The sequence below is a fragment of the Mycobacterium sp. PS03-16 genome (assembly GCF_004570325.1).
Classification (GTDB): Bacteria; Actinomycetota; Actinomycetes; order Mycobacteriales; family Mycobacteriaceae; genus Mycobacterium.
This window is the reverse complement of the sequence record NZ_SPQO01000002.1, coordinates 18,745-34,377: the sequence shown is the minus strand read 5'-3', so window position 1 is coordinate 34,377 and position 15,633 is coordinate 18,745. Positions and strand designations below refer to the sequence as shown.

15 protein-coding genes are annotated in these 15,633 nt (G+C 70.8%); 12 read left to right on the top strand and 3 right to left on the bottom strand.

All coding sequences use genetic code 11. The annotated features are described in order from the left end of the window. Window positions 1–7: 7 nt before the first annotated feature. Window positions 8–376 carry a nuclear transport factor 2 family protein gene (locus E4P42_RS01685; RefSeq protein ID WP_135122633.1) on the top strand — a complete coding sequence of 123 codons (369 nt, stop codon included), beginning with the start codon at window positions 8–10 and terminating at the stop codon, window positions 374–376. Between the two features lie 34 nt (window positions 377–410). Here E4P42_RS01685 and E4P42_RS01680 read toward each other — a convergent pair whose 3' ends face one another. Then, window positions 411–1,151, bottom strand: a complete 741-nt coding sequence (locus tag E4P42_RS01680) for a hemolysin III family protein (RefSeq protein WP_135122632.1) — start codon at window positions 1,149–1,151, stop codon at window positions 411–413. A gap of 55 nt (window positions 1,152–1,206) precedes the next feature. On the opposite strand from E4P42_RS01680, the gene E4P42_RS01675 reads away from it, so the two are divergent. From E4P42_RS01675 to E4P42_RS01660, 4 genes are all read left to right on the top strand, one after another. Continuing rightward, window positions 1,207–2,001 (top strand): (2Z,6E)-farnesyl diphosphate synthase, encoded by a 795-nt coding sequence (locus E4P42_RS01675; RefSeq protein WP_135122631.1) that lies wholly within the window; start codon window positions 1,207–1,209, stop codon window positions 1,999–2,001. A 30-nt stretch (window positions 2,002–2,031) separates the two neighbouring features. After that, window positions 2,032–3,384: a hypothetical protein gene (locus E4P42_RS01670; protein ID WP_135122630.1), complete on the top strand. Its 1,353-nt coding sequence runs from the start codon at window positions 2,032–2,034 to the stop codon at window positions 3,382–3,384. Between the two features lie 115 nt (window positions 3,385–3,499). Continuing rightward, on the top strand, window positions 3,500–3,907 hold the full coding sequence (locus E4P42_RS01665) for a hypothetical protein (RefSeq protein ID WP_135122629.1): 408 nt from the start codon (window positions 3,500–3,502) through the stop codon (window positions 3,905–3,907). A gap of 104 nt (window positions 3,908–4,011) precedes the next feature. After that, window positions 4,012–4,416, top strand: coding sequence for a hypothetical protein (locus E4P42_RS01660; protein WP_135122628.1), 405 nt, complete (start codon window positions 4,012–4,014; stop codon window positions 4,414–4,416). Between the two features lie 81 nt (window positions 4,417–4,497). Here E4P42_RS01660 and coaA read toward each other — a convergent pair whose 3' ends face one another. After that, complete coding sequence (gene coaA, locus E4P42_RS01655) at window positions 4,498–5,436, bottom strand: type I pantothenate kinase (RefSeq protein WP_135122627.1); 939 nt, start codon at window positions 5,434–5,436, stop codon at window positions 4,498–4,500. 67 nt (window positions 5,437–5,503) lie between these two features. On the opposite strand from coaA, the gene E4P42_RS01650 reads away from it, so the two are divergent. The 7 genes from E4P42_RS01650 to E4P42_RS01620 all read left to right on the top strand — a co-directional run bounded on the left by E4P42_RS01650 (window position 5,504) and on the right by E4P42_RS01620 (window position 14,606). Then, window positions 5,504–6,715: a DUF885 domain-containing protein gene (locus tag E4P42_RS01650; RefSeq protein ID WP_135122626.1), complete on the top strand. Its 1,212-nt coding sequence runs from the start codon at window positions 5,504–5,506 to the stop codon at window positions 6,713–6,715. Window positions 6,716–6,814: 99 nt separating this feature from the next. Beyond that, window positions 6,815–8,293, top strand: a complete 1,479-nt coding sequence (locus E4P42_RS01645) for a glycine hydroxymethyltransferase (RefSeq protein ID WP_135122625.1) — start codon at window positions 6,815–6,817, stop codon at window positions 8,291–8,293. A 120-nt stretch (window positions 8,294–8,413) separates the two neighbouring features. After that, complete coding sequence (gene glyA, locus E4P42_RS01640; RefSeq protein WP_135122870.1) at window positions 8,414–9,694, top strand: serine hydroxymethyltransferase; 1,281 nt, start codon at window positions 8,414–8,416, stop codon at window positions 9,692–9,694. 109 nt (window positions 9,695–9,803) lie between these two features. Continuing rightward, window positions 9,804–10,631 carry an acyl-ACP desaturase gene (locus E4P42_RS01635; protein WP_135122624.1) on the top strand — a complete coding sequence of 276 codons (828 nt, stop codon included), beginning with the start codon at window positions 9,804–9,806 and terminating at the stop codon, window positions 10,629–10,631. 200 nt (window positions 10,632–10,831) lie between these two features. Beyond that, window positions 10,832–12,145, top strand: coding sequence for a PhoH family protein (locus tag E4P42_RS01630; protein WP_135122623.1), 1,314 nt, complete (start codon window positions 10,832–10,834; stop codon window positions 12,143–12,145). A 97-nt stretch (window positions 12,146–12,242) separates the two neighbouring features. After that, complete coding sequence (locus E4P42_RS01625) at window positions 12,243–12,890, top strand: response regulator transcription factor (RefSeq protein WP_135122622.1); 648 nt, start codon at window positions 12,243–12,245, stop codon at window positions 12,888–12,890. 9 nt (window positions 12,891–12,899) lie between these two features. Next, entirely contained in the window at window positions 12,900–14,606 is a 1,707-nt protein-coding gene (locus E4P42_RS01620) for a GAF domain-containing sensor histidine kinase (RefSeq protein ID WP_167759319.1), read from the top strand. 3 nt (window positions 14,607–14,609) lie between these two features. Here E4P42_RS01620 and E4P42_RS01615 read toward each other — a convergent pair whose 3' ends face one another. After that, window positions 14,610–15,566, bottom strand: coding sequence for an NAD(P)H nitroreductase (locus tag E4P42_RS01615; RefSeq protein ID WP_209305672.1), 957 nt, complete (start codon window positions 15,564–15,566; stop codon window positions 14,610–14,612). Between the last annotated feature and the right edge of the window lie 67 nt (window positions 15,567–15,633).

Sequence of the window (15,633 nt, the reverse complement as noted above, 5' to 3'; positions counted from 1 at the left end):
GCGGGCCATGACCGTGGACCCGAAGGCCATCGTCCAGCGCTACCTGGACACCGTCGTCAGCGGCACCGCCGAGGACGTGGCCGCGCTGTACGCCGAGGACGCCACGCTGGAGGATCCGGTCGGCGGCGGCGAGGTGCACATCGGGCGGCAGGCCATCGCCGGGTTCTACGGGGCGACCGCGGGCGCCGAGGTGCAGACCGAGCTGCTGAGCTTCCGGTCGGGCGGCCATGAGGCGGCGTTCGTCTTCGCCATCACGGTCACGATGGGCGAGACCAAGGTGCGCATCGAGCCGATCGAGGTGATGACGTTCACCGGCGACGGGCTGATCGCGTCGATGAAGGCCTACTGGGGTCCAGACGATGTGATTTCGGTGTAGTTGGTCGCGCCGGCCGCGACCGACTGCACCGAAATCACATGAAGACCGCGAACCACATCGCGATGTAGTGGCAGATCGCCGCGACCGCCGTGCACGCGTGGAAGAACTCGTGGTGACCGAACGTCGTCGGCCACGGGTTCGGCCACTTCAGCGCGTACAGCACCCCGCCGATGCTGTAGAGCGCGCCGCCGACGATCAGCAGCACCACCGCCGCCACCCCGGCGCCCTCCATGATCGGGCCGATGAACCAGGCCGCCACCCAACCCAGCAGAATGTAGAGCGGTACGCCGACCCAGCGCGGCGCCGACGGCCAGAAGCACTTGAGCAGCACCCCGGCGATCGCGCCGCCCCACACGATCCAGAACAGCACCATGCCGTTCTGCGAGGGCAGCGCCAGCAGCGCGAACGGGGTGTAGCTGCCGGCGATGAAGATGAAGATCATCGAGTGGTCGGCGCGCTTCATCCACTTGCGGGCCGTGGGGGAGCGCCAGTTCACCCGGTGATAGGTGCCGCTGACCGCGAACATCGCGACGATGGTCAGCGTGTAGATGAGCGTCGCGATGCCGGCGCGGGTGGACTCGACCGCCCACGACACCGACACCAGTGTGGCGCCACAGATGACGGCCACGACCGCCGAGTACACGTGGATCCACCCGCGGGCGCGGGGCTTGCCGATGAAATTGGCGACGCCCTCGGCGACCGCCTCGGGGAAGTCCTCGGCGTCACGCCGGCCGAGGGACGCCCTGTCGGCGTTGGTGGGCGTGGACGATGTCATCGCACCTCCATCAACTCACATGGCACTCCCGGGCGCCACAGTAGTCTGGATCTCCATGGACATCATTCCCCCGCGTCTCAAGGAGCCGGCATACCGGCTGTATGAGATGCGGTTGCGTCAGGAGCTGACGCGGTCCAAATCACAACTGCCGCGCCACATTGCGGTTTTGTGCGACGGCAACCGGCGGTGGGCGCGTGACGCCGGTCACGAGGACGTCAGTTACGGCTACCGCGTCGGTGCGGCGAAGATCGCCGAGATGCTGCGCTGGTGTCAGGCCGCGGGCATCGAGATGGCGACCGTGTACCTGCTGTCGACGGAGAACCTGCAGCGCGATCCCGACGAACTCGCCGAGCTGATCGAGATCATCACCGGCGTGGTGGAGGAGATCTGCGCGCCGGCCAATCGGTGGAGCGTGCGTACCGTCGGCGACCTGGAACTGCTCGGCGAGGAGCCGGCCCGGCGGTTGCGCGACGCGGTCGAGTCCACGCAGACCGAGGCCGCTGCCGGATTCCACGTCAACGTGGCCGTCGCCTACGGAGGCAGGCAGGAGATCGTCGACGCGGTCCGCGCGCTGCTCGGAAAGCGGCTCGCCGACGGCGCCACCGGCGACCAGCTCATCGAGGCCGTCACCGCGGAGGCCATCAGCGAAAACCTGTACACCTCCGGACAACCCGACCCCGACCTGGTGATCCGCACGTCGGGGGAGCAGCGGCTGTCGGGCTTCCTGCTGTGGCAGAGCGCGTACTCGGAGATGTGGTTCACCGAGGCGTACTGGCCGGCCTTCCGCCGCGTCGACTTCCTGCGCGCGCTGCGCGACTACACGCTGCGCCACCGCCGATACGGCATCTGAGCGCCGCGTGGCGCGTGCCACACTGGGAGCATGGCTGCGCTGTCGGCGGTGGTCTTCGCGCTGAGCTGGTGGCTGGGTCTGTATCTGCTGGCCCGCGACCCCCGTAAGCCTGTGCTCGTGTTGGCCGCGGTCGGCCTGACCAGTTTCGCCGCCGTCGTCGCGCTGGACGCGGTGCGCGTGGTCAGTGGCGCCGAGGAATTGGCCGGGCTCGAGGTCTACCTGGTGGTGGTGCCGGGGATCGCGTGGTTCGCCGTGCTGCTGGAGCTGTCCCGGCCGCCCGACACCTGGCGCGGCCGGGCCGGCGAGCTCTCTGTCATCGCCGCCGTCGCCGCGGTCGCGTTCGTGGGCGCGGCGCTGGCCGGCAGCGTCGACGGGCCGCTGCGCACCGGGCACTGGGTGATGTTCGCCGCGATCTCGGTGTCCTCGCTGGGGGCGATGGTGCGGGCGGTGCGGCACGGGGTCAGACCAGTTCCGGTGGTGGGCTTCCTGGTCATCGCGACGCTGTTCTTCGCGCTCGGCAACGCGATCCTGATCATCCCGCTCGGCCTGGTGCCGAGCTGGCTGGCGCTGGCGTCGACCGGCTTCGACGTGGCGCTGCTGGGGGTGGCGGTGGCGATCTGGGATGCGTTCGACGAGGGGCAGGCGCTGCGTGCGGACATGCGCCGCTCATTCGTCGCGACGACGGTGGTGGCGGTGCTGTTCGGCGGTCAGGTGCTGCTGGGGATGGCGTTCACCGGCCCGCACACGACGCTGATGGTGCTGATGTTCACCAGCCTGGCGGTGGCGATCGCGATCAACGTGCTCGCCGACCCGCTGGCCGGGCTGCTCGACCGGCTGGCGTTCTCCCGGTCACCGGATCTGCGGGCCGATCGGGCGGCGCTGCGCCGCACCGAAGCCGCGCTGCCGCTGCGGTCGAGCAATCCGCTCGACGACGTCGACGACGAGACGTTCGCCCGGCTCACCCGCCGCGCGCTCGGCCACTACGGCGACCTGTCCAAACTGGTGGCCAGCCCGCTCACGGCGCTGCCGGTGATCGACCGCCGGCTGGCCGCCCGCGGCGCGCCCGACCAGCCGCTGGAGCGGGCCAACGAACTGCGCGCCCTGCTGGCCGAGCGCATCGACCGGCTCAAACCGCGCGGCGGCGGCGACTTCGGCACCACCGAGCAGTGGCGGCACTACAACGCGCTCTACTTCCCCTACGTCGCGGGCGTGCGGGCCTACGCCCAGAACGCGACACCCGCGGGCCTGGATCCGGTCGCGCGCCGCGCATGGCAGTGGCTGGTGACCGAGGTGCCGCAGCGCTCGCTGCACAACTGGCAGAACGCCGCGGCGCGGGTGATCGCCGCCGATCTGCGCAGCGATCTGGTGGCCACGCGCGACTGACTTCATGGTCCTGACCTGCGCTTGGCAGTAGTTGGCAGCGTTCGGCGTCGATCTGGCAGTGCCTTGGGCGCAGCGTTGGTGGTGTCCGAGCCGACCTCAACGCCGAGGAGCCGAGATGACCGCCATCGTCACCCGCCCGCTGTCCGATTCCACCGACTCGCTGCTGCGGTTCGCCCTGCGCGCCGACGCCACCCTGTGCGCGGCGCTCGGCCTGCTGGTCGCGATGACCGCCGACCCGCTGGCGCGGCTGTCCGGCCTCACGCCGACGGCCGAGTGGATCAGCGGGGCCGCGCTCGTCGGCTACGGCGCCCTGCTCTACGTGCTCGCCGCGGTGGCCGACGTCCGGCGCGTCGGAGTCGGCGTGGCCGTCGGCAACGTCGCGTTCGCGGTCGCCGTCGCGGTGGTGCTGATCGGCGGCTGGTTGCCGTTGACCCCGGCCGGCGTCGTCATGACGGTCACGTTCACCGCCGTCACAATCGCCTTCGCCTTCCTGCAGTACCTCGGGGTGCGCCGTCTGGCGTGATCCCTCGCCGCCGGTGCGGGGCGCCGCTGTTTCGAGGTTGGGCGTGACGCCCCGCATCCGGCCCTCAGTCGTCCTCAGTGATCCACCCACCAGAAGGAGAGATGATGACCGTCCTGACCACCTCCCGCACCGCCACCGACTGGCTGCTGCGCACCGCGATGCGCGCCGACGCGATCCTGACCGGGCTCGCCGGCGTGGCGGCGCTGCCGCTGGCGGGCTGGCTCGCCGAGGTGTCGGGCACCACCACCGCCATCGAGTACTCGCTGGCCGCGTTCTTCATCGGCTACGGCGTCGTGGTGTTCGCGCTCTCGACGCTGCCGTCGGTCCGCCGGGCCGGGCCCGTGGTGATCGCGGCTAACGTCGCCTACACGGTCGCCGCGGTCGCCGTCGTGGTCACCGACGTGTGGACCATGACGACCCTCGGGGTGGTGCTCACCCTGGCGACCGGGGTGTACACGCTGGTGTTCGCCGAACTGCAGTACGTCGGATGGCGGCGGATGACGCGGTAATTCCCCGCCGAGCAGACACAGAAGTGCCCCGAAACCGGCGTTTCGGGGCACTTCTGCGTCTGCTCGCGAGACAAGCGGGGGTCAGAGCTTGCGCAGGCGCAACCGATTGATCGCGTGGTCGGCGTCCTTGCGCAGCACCAGCGTCGCCCGCGGGCGCGTCGGCAGGATGTTCTCGATCAGGTTGGGCCGGTTGATCGAATGCCAGATGTCGCGTGCGGCGAACACGGCCTGCTCGTCGGTCAGCGTCGCGTAGTGGTGGAAGTGCGACGCCGGGTCGGCGAACGCCGTCGAGCGCATCGTCAGGAACCGCGAGATGTACCAGCCCTCGATGTCCTCGATGCGCGCGTCGACGTACACCGAGAAGTCGAACAGGTCCGACACCATCAGCGCCGGCCCGGTCTGCAACACGTTGAGGCCCTCGAGGATCAGGATGTCCGGGTGCCGGATCTCCTGCTCCTCACCGGGCACGATGTCGTAGAGCAGGTGCGAGTAGACCGGGGCGCACGCGACGTCGGCTCCCGACTTCACCGCGGTGACGAAGCGCATCAGCGCCCTGCGGTCGTAGCTCTCGGGGAAGCCCTTGCGGTGCATCAGGTTCCGGCGGGACAGCTCCGCGTTGGGGTAGAGGAAGCCGTCGGTGGTGACCAGGTCGACGCGGGCGTGGTTGCCCCACCGCGCCAGCAGCGCCTGCAGCACGCGGGCGGTGGTGGATTTGCCGACCGCGACGCTGCCGGCCACCCCGATGATGAACGGCACCGGCCGGTCCGGGTTCTGCTGCGGCTCACCCAGGAACTCCGCGGTGGCGGCGAACAGGCGCTGCCGGGCCGCGACCTGCAGGTGGATCAGCCGCGCGAGCGGGAGATACACCTCCTCGACCTCGAGGATGTCGAGTTTCTCCCCCATGCCGCGCAGCCTGAGCAGCTCGTCCTCGGTGAGTTTGAGCGGCGTCGACATCCGCAGCGCACGCCACTGGGTGCGGTCGAACTCGACATAGGGGCTCGGTTCGCTCAGCCGCGCCATGGCAGTCAGTCTTGCAGTACCGGCTCCGAGGTGAACGGTTGGGGGCGACCCGATTAGCGTGGCGGTCATGGAGCCCGACACCCTGATCCGCGAGTACCTGCTTCTCGGCCTGCGCTTCGACCGGGTCGAGGACGGCTACGTCGACTCCTTCACCGGCGACCCCGCACTGCGCAGGTTGGTGGCCGACGAACCGGCGCCCGATCCCGCCGGCCTCGCCCGGCAGGCCGAGCGGCTGCTGGCCGCGGTGCCGGCCACCCCGCGCACCGGCGGCTTCGACGAGACTCGCGCGGACTACCTGACCGCGCACCTGCGGGCGCTGGCGCTGGCCGGCCGCAAGTTCGCAGGCCAGGAGGTCGGTTTCGTCGACGAGGTGGAGGCCTACTTCGACGTGCGGATCGCCAAGGGTGATCCGGACGCCTACCGGCAGGCGCACCTCGCCCTGGACGAGGCGTTGGGCGGCAGCGGCCCGCTCGCCGACCGGATCCAGGCCCACCGCACGGCCGACGAGATCCCGCCCGCCCGGCTCGAGGAGTGCATCCACGCGTTCTCCAGTGCCCTGCGCGACCGCGTGCGCGCCACCTACCCGCTGCCCGACACCGAGACCATCACCTACGAGGTCGTCACCGACAAGCCGTGGTCGGGCTTCAACTACTACCTGGGCGATTACACCTCGACGGTCGCGGTCAACGCCGACCTCAAACAGCAGATGGCCAACCTGCCGCGGCTGGTGGCCCACGAGTCCTATCCCGGCCACCACACCGAGCACTGCCGCAAAGAAGCCGGGCTGGTGGCGGGCAAGGGGCAGGCCGAGCAGACGATCTTCCTGGTCAACACTCCGCAGTGCCTGATGGCCGAAGGCCTGGCCGACCTCGCGCTCTACGCCGTCGTCGGACCGTCGTGGGGGGACTGGGCGGCCGAGATCTACGCCGATCTGGGGCTGCGGTTCGACGGCGCCCGTGCCGAGGCGGTGTCGGCGGCGACCGCCGCGTTGGCCGATGTGCGCCAGGACGCGGCGCTGATGCTGCACGACGAACACCGCGACGTCGACGACGTCGTCGCATTCCTCAAGCGGTGGCTGCTGGTCAACGACGAGCGGGCCCGGCAGATGCTGCGGTTCCTGTCGTCGCCGCTGTGGCGGGCTTACACCAGCACCTACGTCGAGGGCTACCGGCTGCTGCGCGGCTGGCTCGACGACCGGCCGGCCGGGGTCGGGCTCACCGAGCGGTTCGGCCGACTGCTCGACGAGCCGCTGATCCCGTCGGCGCTGCGGGCCGCCTGAGCCACGCCGCGCCGATTTCTGCCCGGGGGCTGCTCGAACCGCCCGAAAACGACCATGGTGCAGAAGTCGGCGGTATGACGGCGTCGTAGGCTGGTCAGCATGACTGCAGAGCCCGTGACCGCGTCGGCCGCCGCCCCCGGCGCCGAGTACGCCGACACCGCGAGCGCCGCCTACCGGGCCGCGCTCCAGGTCATCGAGTCGGTCGAACCGCGCATCGCCGCGGCGACCCGCAAAGAACTTGCCGACCAGCGTGATTCGCTCAAACTGATCGCCAGCGAGAACTACGCCTCGCCGGCGGTGCTGCTGACCATGGGCACCTGGCTGAGCGACAAGTACGCCGAGGGCACCATCGGCCACCGGTTCTATGCCGGCTGCCAGAACGTCGACGTCGTCGAGAGCGTGGCCGCCGAACACGCCCGCGAGCTGTTCGGCGCGCCGTACGCCTACGCCCAGCCGCACTCCGGCATCGACGCGAACCTGGTCGCGTTCTGGGCGATCCTGGCCACCCGCGTCGAGGCGCCCGAGCTCGCCGAGATGGGCGCCAAGCACATCAACGACCTGTCCGAAGCCGACTGGGAGACGCTGCGCAACAAGCTCGGCAACCAGCGGCTGCTGGGGATGTCGCTGGACGCCGGCGGTCACCTCACCCACGGCTTCCGGCCCAACATCAGCGGCAAGATGTTCCACCAGCGCAGCTACGGCACCGACCCGGAGACCGGGCTGCTCGACTACGACGCGCTCGCCGCGGCGGCGCGCGAGTTCAAACCGCTGATCCTGGTCGGCGGCTACTCGGCGTACCCGCGCCGGGTGAACTTCGCCAAGCTGCGCGAGATCGCCGACGAGGTCGGCGCGACGCTGATGGTCGACATGGCGCACTTCGCGGGCCTGGTGGCCGGCAAGGTGTTCACCGGCGACGAGGATCCGGTGCCGCACGCCCACGTCACGACCACCACCACGCACAAATCGCTGCGCGGTCCGCGCGGCGGCCTGGTGCTGGCCCAGCCGGAGTACTCCGACGCCGTCGACAAGGGCTGCCCGATGGTGCTCGGCGGACCGCTGTCCCATGTGATGGCCGCCAAGGCGGTCGCCCTCGCCGAGGCCCGCCAGCCGTCGTTCCAGGCCTACGCGCAGCGCGTCGCCGACAACGCCAAGGCGCTGGCCGAGGGCTTCACCAAGCGTGGCGCCCGTCTGGTCACCGGCGGCACCGACAACCACATCGTGCTGCTCGACGTCACCAGCTTCGGGCTGACCGGCCGGCAGGCCGAGTCCGCACTGCTCGACGCCGGCGTCGTCACTAACCGCAACTCGATCCCCGCCGACCCCAACGGCGCCTGGTACACCAGCGGAATCCGGTTCGGCACACCGGCGCTCACCACGCGCGGGTTCGGCGCCGCCGAGTTCGACCGGGTGGCCGAACTGGTCGTCGACGTCCTGAAGAACACCCAGCCGAATGCGACGGGCCCGACCGGGTTCTCCAAGGCCAAGTACACGCTGGCCGACGGCACCGCCGAGCGGGTGCACGCCGCGGCGGCCGAGATGCTGGCCGCCAACCCGCTCTACCCGGGGCTGACCCTCTAGAGCCGGTCGGTGCGCCCGCTCCAACGGCATCGCCGGGCCCGGACGTAGCCCCCACATCCGCGCTCCTGCGTGTCACACTGTCCGACCGTGACTGTGACACCCGATCTCCAGGCTTCGGTCATGTCGGCGGCGCTCGCCGAGGTCGATCCCGACATCGCGGAACTGCTCGACCGGGAACTGGGCCGCCAGCGCGACACGCTGGAGATGATCGCCTCGGAGAACTTCGCGCCGCGCGCGGTGCTGCAGCTGCAGGGCAGCGTGCTGACCAACAAGTACGCCGAGGGGCTGCCCGGGCGGCGGTACTACGGCGGGTGCGAGCACGTCGACGTCATCGAGAACATCGCCCGCGACCGGGCCAAGGCGCTGTTCGGCGCCGAATTCGCCAATGTGCAGCCCCATTCCGGCGCGCAGGCCAACGCCGCGGTGCTGGCCGCGCTGATGGCGCCGGGGGAGCGGCTGCTCGGGCTGGACCTGGCCAACGGCGGACACCTGACACACGGGATGAAGCTGAACTTCTCCGGTCGGGTCTACGAATCGGGCTTCTACGGCGTCGACCCGGTCACCGGCCTGGTCGACATGGACGCCGTGCGTGCCCGCGCGCTGGAGTTCCGGCCGAAGGTGCTGATCGCCGGCTGGTCGGCCTATCCGCGGACTCTGGACTTCGCGGCGTTCCGGTCCATCGCCGACGAGGTCGGTGCGCACCTGTGGGTGGACATGGCGCACTTCGCCGGCCTGGTCGCCGCGGGCCTGCACCCCAACCCGGTGCCGCACGCCGACCTGGTGTCGACCACCGTGCACAAGACCCTCGGCGGCGCCCGCTCCGGGCTGATCCTCGGCAAGCAGCGGTACGCCAAACAGCTCAACTCGTCGGTCTTTCCCGGCACCCAGGGCGGCCCGGCCATGCAGGTGGTCGCGGCCAAGGCCGTGACGTTCAAGATCGCCGGGACGCCGGAGTTCGCCGACCGCCAGGCCCGCACGTTGTCGGGCGCGCGGATCATCGCCGAGCGGCTGCTGGCCGCCGACGTCGCCGGGGCGGGGGTCAGCGTGGTGACCGGCGGCACCGACGTGCACCTGGTGCTGGTCGACCTGCGCCACTCCCCGCTGGACGGGAAGGCCGGCGAGGACCTGCTGCACGACATCGGCATCACGGTCAACCGCAACGCCGTGCCGAACGATCCGCGCCCGCCGATGGTGACCTCGGGCCTGCGGATCGGCACGTCCGCGCTGGCCACCCGCGGTTTCGGCGATGCGGAGTTCACCGAGGTCGCCGACATCATCGCGGCGGCGCTGGCGCAGGGCGCCGCGGCCGACGTGGCCGAGCTGCGGGAGCGGGTGACGCGACTGGCGCGGGCGTTCCCGCTGTACGAGGGGCTGGAGGACTGGGAGTTGCACGGCCGCTGACGTTTTCTCTGGCGCGAACTCGCGGGGGAAGGTGACCGCTCGCGCAGAGGGTCGTGACACGCCCCACCCGATTTCGGAGCATGTGTGAATTCGGGTTACAGTTACTTTCATGGCACAGAAACCCGTTGCTAACGCGCTGACTCTCGAGCTGGAGCCGGTCGTCAAGGCCGAGCTGCGCCGTCATCTCGACTCCGAGGACCTGTGGTACGCGCACGACTACGTGCCGTTCGACCAGGGCGAGAACTTCGCGTTCCTCGGCGGGCGCGACTGGGACCCGTCCCAGGTCACGCTGCCCAAGCAGATCACCGACGCGCTCGAGATCCTGCTGATCACCAAGGACAACCTCGCCGGCTACCACCGCGAGCTCGTCGAGCACTTCATCCTCGACGAGAAGTGGGGCCGCTGGATCGGCCGGTGGACCGCCGAGGAGCATCTGCACGCCGTCGCGCTGCGCAACTACCTGGTGGTCACCCGCGAGGTCGACCCGACCGCCAACGAGGACGTGCGCGTCGAGCACGTCATGAAGGGCTACCGCGCCGACACGTACGACCAGATCGAGACGCTGGTGTTCATGGCGTTCTTCGAGCGGGCGCACGCGGTGTTCACCCGCAACCTCGAAGCGCAGACCGAGGAACCGGTGCTCAAGCGGCTCATCGCCCGCATCGCCCACGACGAGGAGCGCCACGAGGAGTTCTTCGCCAACCTGGTGGCGCACTGCCTGCAGACCCACCGCGACGAGACCGTCGCCGCGATCGCCCGCCGCGCCGAGGGGCTCGGCGTCGTCGGCGCAGATATCGACGCCTACCAGGACAAGGTCGCCACGATGGCCGAACACGGCATCTTCGACCGGGACCAGCTGCGCACGGCGATCTCCGACCGGGTCACCGCCTGGGGCCTGGCCGACGAGGCCGCGCTCCAGCAGTTCACACACGCGTAACCCGCTGCTCGCGACGTTGCGGCGCGCCTGCACGGCGGCGTTGCGTTCCCGGGAGTAGCGTCGGCTCCGATGGCTAGCGACATGCTCTGCTGTCCGGGCGGTACCCGATCGTTGCGATCACGAGAGGGCCGGCCCCGGCCCTGGTGCCGCAGTGTCCGCCGACAGGTTCGCGGGGGACCCGCGGATACCAGGAGCGCTACGTGACCGATTCGCCTATCCGGACCTACGTGCTCGACACCTCCGTGCTGCTGTCCGATCCCTGGGCCTGCACGCGGTTCGCCGAACACGAGGTGGTCGTCCCGCTGGTGGTCATCAGTGAGTTGGAAGCCAAACGGCACCACCATGAGCTGGGTTGGTTCGCCCGCCAGGCGCTGCGCTTGTTCGACGACCTCCGGCTCGAACACGGACGTCTCGATCAGCCGATTCCGGTCGGAACCGAGGGCGGCACACTGCATGTCGAGCTCAACCACAGCGACCCGACGGTGCTGCCCGCCGGATTCCGCACCGACAGCAACGATTCGCGCATCCTGATCGTCGCGGCCAACCTGGCGGCCGAGGGTAAGCACGTCACGTTGGTCAGCAAGGACATCCCGCTGCGGGTGAAGGCCGGCGCGGTCGGCCTGGCCGCCGACGAGTACCACGCGCAGGACGTCGTGGTGTCCGGCTGGACCGGCATGGACGAGATCGACGTCGCCGGCGACGAGGTCGACGCGCTGTTCGCCGAGGGCGAGATCGACCTGGCGGCAGCACGAGATCTGCCCTGCCACACCGGTGTCCGGCTGTTGGGCGGTACCTCGCACGCGCTGGGACGGGTCAACGCCGCCAAGCGGGTGCAGCTGGTCCGCGGCGACCGCGAGGTGTTCGGGCTGCGGGGTCGCTCGGCCGAACAGCGGGTGGCCCTCGACCTGCTGCTCGACGAGTCGGTCGGCATCGTCTCGCTCGGCGGCAAGGCCGGTACGGGTAAGTCGGCGCTGGCGCTGTGCGCGGGTCTGGAGGCCGTGCTCGAGCGGCGCACCCAGCGCAAGGTCGTGGTGTTCCGGCCGCTGTACGCGGTCGGCGGCCAGGACCTCGGCTACCTTCCCGGCAGCGAGAGCGAGAAGATGGGCCCGTGGGCCCAGGCGGTGTTCGACACCCTCGAAGGGCTCGCCAGCCCCGCGGTGCTCGAAGAGGTGCTGTCCCGCGGGATGCTGGAAGTCCTTCCGCTGACCCACATTCGGGGCCGTTCGCTGCACGACTCGTTCGTGATCGTCGACGAGGCGCAGTCGCTGGAGCGCAACGTGCTGCTGACCGTGCTGTCGCGGCTGGGCACCGGCTCCCGCGTCGTGCTCACCCACGACGTCGCGCAGCGGGACAACCTGCGGGTCGGCCGGCACGACGGGGTCGCGGCCGTCATCGAGAAGCTCAAGGGCCACCCGCTGTTCGCGCACATCACGCTGCAGCGCAGTGAGCGTTCGCCGATCGCGGCGCTGGTCACCGAGATGCTCGAGGAGATCAGCCCCAACGCGCTGCCCTGACATCATCGAGCCTGCGGTGAGATCCGGTTCGGGGAAGAAATCGTGATCTCACCGCAGTCTCGGCGAAGATGGTGATCGACAGCAGAGGGGAGCCGGGATGGTCAAGGTGTTCCTGGTCGACGACCACGAGGTGGTGCGGCGCGGGCTGATCGATCTGCTCAGCGCCGACCCGGACCTCGACGTGGTGGGTGAGGCCGATTCGGTGGCCCAGGCGCTGGCCCGCATCCCGGCCGCGGCGCCCGACGTCGCCGTGCTCGACGTCCGGCTGCCCGACGGCAACGGGATCGAACTGTGCCGCGACCTGCTGTCCCGGCTGCCCGATCTGCGCTGCCTGATGCTGACGTCGTTCACCTCCGACGAGGCGATGCTCGACGCGATCCTGGCCGGGGCCAGCGGCTACGTCGTCAAGGACATCAAGGGCATGGAGCTCGCCAAGGCGATCAAGGACGTCGGGGCCGGCCGGTCCCTGCTCGACAACCGCGCCGCGGCGGCGCTGATGTCCAAGCTGCGTGGCGACGCCGAACGCGCCGACCCGCTGGCCGGGCTGTCCGCCCAGGAGCGGGTGCTGCTCGGCCTGCTCGGCGAGGGGCTGACCAACAAGCAGATCGCGTCGCGGATGTTCCTGGCGGAGAAGACGGTCAAGAACTACGTGTCGCGGCTGCTGGCCAAACTCGGCATGCAAGGCCGCACCCAGGCCGCGGTGTTCGTGTCCAAGCTCGATCACCCACCGCAGACCGACCGATAAATTGGTGGCGTGAGCGGCCCGATCGGTTCTGACGGCGCGCGTGAGGTGCGCCCGCTGCGCGAGACGCTGTCGCAGTTGCGGCTCCGGGAACTCCTCGGTGAGGTGCAGGACCGCATCGGGCAGATCGTCGAGAGTCGCGACCGGCTCGACGGGCTGGTCGACGCGATGCTGGTGGTCACCGCCGGACTGGACCTCGACGTCACGCTGCGCACGATCGTGCACACCGCGATCCACCTCGTCGACGCCCGCTACGGCGCGCTCGGCGTGCGCGGCCACGGCCACGAGCTGATCGAGTTCATCTACGAGGGCATCGACGACGACACCCGGGCGCTGATCGGCCATCTGCCGGAGGGCCGGGGTGTGCTCGGTGTCCTGATCGACGATCCGCACCCCATCCGGCTCGAAGACATCCGTCACCACAGCGCGTCGGTGGGGTTCCCGGCCAACCATCCGCCGATGCGGACGTTCCTCGGCGTGCCGGTGCGGATCCGCGACGAGGTGTTCGGCAACCTCTACCTCACCGACAAGATAGGTGGGCAGCCGTTCAGCGAGGACGACGAGGTGCTGGTGCAGGCGCTGGCCGCCGCGGCGGGCATCGCGATCGACAATGCCCGACTCTACGAGCAGGCCCGCGAGCGGCACGGGTGGCTCGCCGCGACCCGCGACGTCGCCACCGACATGCTCTCCGGCGCCGACCCCGCCTCGGTGTTCGGGATGGTCGTCGAGCAGGCGCTGACGTTGATGAACGCGGCGGGGACGCTGGTCGCGGCGCCCGACGACGCCGAGGCGGCCGTCGACGAGGTCGACGCGCTCGTGGTGGTGGAAGCCGCGGGTGAACTGGACGGCCGGGGCCGGGTGCTGACGCTCGAGGGCTCGCCGGTCGGCGAGGCGTTCGCCAAGCGGGAATCCGCGCGCCTGGACCACCTGCAGCTCGGTGACACCGGGTACGGACCGGCGCTCGTCGTCCCGATGCGCGCCGCCGAGACCGTGGCCGGGGTGCTGGTGGCGGTGCGGCCGCCGGGAGCGCGGCCCTTCACCGCCGATCAACTCGACATGGTCGCCGCGTTCGCCGATCAGGTCGCGCTCGCCTGGCAGCTGGCCAGTTCCCAGCGCCGGATGCAGGAGTTGGAGATCCTCACCGACCGCGACCGCATCGCCCGCGACCTGCACGACCACGTGATCCAGCGGCTGTTCGCGGTCGGTCTGTCGCTGCAGGGCACGCTGGCCCGGGCCCGCGATGCGCAGATCCAGCAGCGGCTGGCCGGCAGCGTCGACGAACTGCAGGCCGTCATCCAGGAGATCCGCACCGCGATCTTCGACCTGCACGGCGGCGCGCCGGGCGCGACCCGGCTGCGGCAGCGCCTCGACGAGGCCGTCGGACAGTTCGCGACCGGGGACCTGCGCACCACCACGCAGTTCGTCGGACCGCTGTCGGTGGTCGACGCGGCCCTGGCCGACCACGCCGAGGCGGTGGTGCGCGAAGCGGTGAGCAACGCCGTGCGGCATGCGTGCGCCTCGGAGATGACGGTCCGGGTGACCGTCGACGACGACTTCTGCATCGAGGTGGCCGACAACGGCCGCGGCATCGACGGGCCGGTCACCGAGAGCGGCCTGGCCAACCTGCGCAGCCGCGCGCAGGCGGCCGGCGGCTCGCTGACCGTCGAGGGTGGCGCCGGCGGCGGCACGCTGCTGCGGTGGAGTGCGCCGCTGCCCTGAGGCTCAACCGGTCAGTGGTCGCCGGGGCGTCGGCGGAAGCGGCTCGGTGCCCTCGGGCAGCCAGCCGATCCGCAGCAGCATCTGCGGATGGGCGGCGTCGTCGAAGATGTCCTCGCGCAGGGTCGTTCGGGTGTCGGCGACCTCCAGCGGTTCGGTGACCGGACAGCTCGCCAGCCCCAGCGCCGTCGCGGTCAGCAGCATGATGCTGGTCGCCTCGCCGGCGCGCAGCCGCGCCGGCGCGTCGTCCTCGCGGGTGCCCAGCGCCAGCACGACGGCGTTGTCGGCCTGGCCGTCGGCGTCGGGCCGGGCAGGGGCCGCTCCCGCGAACACCCGGCCGGGCACGGCGGCGTGCAGGTCGACCGGCGGCACGTTGGCCGCGGGCACCCCCGCCAGCGCATCGTGGCGTCCGCTCCAGGTGGTCAGTTCGCGCAGGTAGGCGTCATCGGCGAGGTGCCGGCGCACCGCGACGTCGACGGCTTTGTGCAGCCCCGCCAGTGACTCCACCCGGCGCACCGACACGCCGCCACGCGCCGCCCGCGCCCCCATCAGCGCGATGTCGGCCGGGGAGACCTCGCGGCCGCTGTAGCGCCGACGGTCGGTGCGCCGCCGCGGAATCGCCGCCGCCAGGCCGAGGTCGGTGGCCGACGCCGGCCCGGGATCGAGGTCGAGCCGGGCCAGATGGGTGGGATCGGCCGCGTCGGGGAAGCGGTGCACGCGGGCCCGCCAGCCCAGCGCGGCGAGCGCCACCACGGCGTGGTGCAGCGCCGCCCCGCAACTGAGCATCAGGTTGCGGCCATCGGGGTCGACGTGCGGCAGGTGCAGCGCCCGATCGGCGAACAGGTCCAGCTCGCCGTGCCGGATCCGCCAGCGCCAGGGTTGGGTGTTGTGCACCGACGGCGCCCGTCCGGCCGACGCCAGCGCCGTGCGCAGCGTCTGCTCGTCGGGTCGGCCGGTCATCACTCCACGGTGCCGCGGCGGGCACGGCGCCGGTAGGGCACAAAGACCCGAACGCCTGATTCAACGGACC

Bases quoted from the DNA above. Each gene is read 5' to 3' on its own strand.
- E4P42_RS01685 (WP_135122633.1), top strand. From the start codon at position 8: ATGACCGTGGACCCGAAGGCCATCGTCCAGCGCTACCTGGACACCGTC.
- E4P42_RS01680 (WP_135122632.1), bottom strand. From the start codon at position 1,151: ATGACATCGTCCACGCCCACCAACGCCGACAGGGCGTCCCTCGGCCGG.
- E4P42_RS01675 (WP_135122631.1), top strand. From the start codon at position 1,207: ATGGACATCATTCCCCCGCGTCTCAAGGAGCCGGCATACCGGCTGTAT.
- E4P42_RS01670 (WP_135122630.1), top strand. From the start codon at position 2,032: ATGGCTGCGCTGTCGGCGGTGGTCTTCGCGCTGAGCTGGTGGCTGGGT.
- E4P42_RS01665 (WP_135122629.1), top strand. From the start codon at position 3,500: ATGACCGCCATCGTCACCCGCCCGCTGTCCGATTCCACCGACTCGCTG.
- E4P42_RS01660 (WP_135122628.1), top strand. From the start codon at position 4,012: ATGACCGTCCTGACCACCTCCCGCACCGCCACCGACTGGCTGCTGCGC.
- coaA (WP_135122627.1), bottom strand. From the start codon at position 5,436: ATGGCGCGGCTGAGCGAACCGAGCCCCTATGTCGAGTTCGACCGCACC.
- E4P42_RS01650 (WP_135122626.1), top strand. From the start codon at position 5,504: ATGGAGCCCGACACCCTGATCCGCGAGTACCTGCTTCTCGGCCTGCGC.
- E4P42_RS01645 (WP_135122625.1), top strand. From the start codon at position 6,815: ATGACTGCAGAGCCCGTGACCGCGTCGGCCGCCGCCCCCGGCGCCGAG.
- glyA (WP_135122870.1), top strand. From the start codon at position 8,414: ATGTCGGCGGCGCTCGCCGAGGTCGATCCCGACATCGCGGAACTGCTC.
- E4P42_RS01635 (WP_135122624.1), top strand. From the start codon at position 9,804: ATGGCACAGAAACCCGTTGCTAACGCGCTGACTCTCGAGCTGGAGCCG.
- E4P42_RS01625 (WP_135122622.1), top strand. From the start codon at position 12,243: ATGGTCAAGGTGTTCCTGGTCGACGACCACGAGGTGGTGCGGCGCGGG.